Genomic DNA, 1,619 nt, shown 5'->3' with positions numbered 1-1,619 from the left:
GCCCCTGTTTTAGTACCTTCTACGGCTTTAGAGGTTTGCGACGATGACACGGACGGTTTGGCGGAGTTTGACCTGACGCCTTCGGGGTCTGAGGTAACTCAGAACCAGGCAGGCTATACCATTACCTATTATGAAGATCTAACGCAGGCCGAGGATGGCGACAGCGCCACAGCCATAGCTACCCCAGCTGCATATACTACTACGGTGGCCGACGCACAAACCATTTACATCCGTGTAGTGGAAGAAGGCAGCACCAACGACTGCTATTCGATAGAAACAGTTGACTTGATAGTACACCCGCTTCCGGTTATCCCAGCGATCACGGATTATGTGGTGTGCGACAGCTACCTTACTAACGACGGCGAGGCCATTTTTGACCTGACCACCAAAAACGCAGAGGCCACCTCAGAGCCTACCGATACGGTAAGCTATTATACCAGTGAGGCCGATGCCCAGTCGGGTACCGCCCCCATAGCTGCCGCGGATGCCTACCAGAGCCCTACGGCTACGGTATGGGTACGTGTAGAGAGCCAGTACGGCTGTGTGAGCACCGCCCCGATAGAACTTATCGTAAACCCGGTACCGGTTACCAACGCATCTATGGCCCCGTTCCAGTCGTGTGAAGTAGCCCCCGGCGAAGGCAGCTTTATGTTGTCGGATTATGATGCCACGGTAACCGATGGCGCTTCAGGCTATACGGTAAGCTACTATGCTACAGAGGCCGATGCCCAGGGCGCAGACCCTGCTGTATCGCTTCCCAGCCCGTACCAGTCGGCTGATGCTATAGTCTATGCGTTGGTGGTGGATGATGCCACCGGGTGCTGGACCGTAACCCCGCTGGAGCTGGAGGTAGTACCTGCCCCTGTTTTGGCCGCCGCCACCGCCCTTGAAGCCTGTGATGACAATGCCGACGGCTTTACCGCTTTTGACCTTACCCCCGCCGGTGCAGAGGTAACACAAAACCAGCCCGGCTACACCATAACCTATTATGAAACCCTGGCCGATGCCCAGGATGGCGACAATGCCAATGCCATACCGGACCCTACGGCCTATGTAAACGTAGTGTCCCCGGTATACATCAGGGTTGTGGTAGCCGGCAGCACTACCGAGTGTTATACCATAGAGACCGTTGACCTTATAGTACACCCAAGGCCTGTAATCCCCGCAATTACCGATTATGTGCTGTGCGACGATAACAACTCCCCTGATGGTGTTGAAGTGTTTGACCTGACCACCAAAGACGGCGAGGCTACCTCAGAGCCTACCGATACAGTAAGCTACTACACCAGCCAGGGCGAAGCCCAGGCCGGCACCCAGCCTATAGCCAACCCGTCAGCCTACCAGAGCGGTACCGCTACGGTATGGGTACGGGTAGAAAGCCAGTATGGTTGCGTAAGCACCGCTTCTTTTGAGCTTATCGTTAACCCGCTTCCGGTAATCAACACCGCTATGGATGATTTCTATGCGTGTGAAGAAGCCTCCGGGCAGGGCGAGTTTGACCTTTCCAGCCTTGAAGATGAGGTAACCAACAGCCAGGCGGGCTATAATGTAAGCTTTTATGCCACCCCGGGCGAAGCCCAGGCAGGCGACCCTACGGCAGCCCTGCCCATCCCGTACCT

1 pseudogene is annotated in these 1,619 nt (G+C 55.7%); it reads left to right on the top strand.

Going from position 1 to position 1,619, the window contains the following annotated elements:
* Positions 1-1,619 (top strand): annotated as a pseudogene (locus tag ABS766_RS16685) (hypothetical protein); the annotation flags it as partial.

The sequence above is a fragment of the Flavobacterium rhizosphaerae genome, assembly GCF_046000445.1.
Lineage (GTDB): Bacteria > Bacteroidota > Bacteroidia > Flavobacteriales > Flavobacteriaceae > Flavobacterium > Flavobacterium rhizosphaerae.
This window is presented reverse-complemented; position numbering and strand designations above follow the sequence as displayed.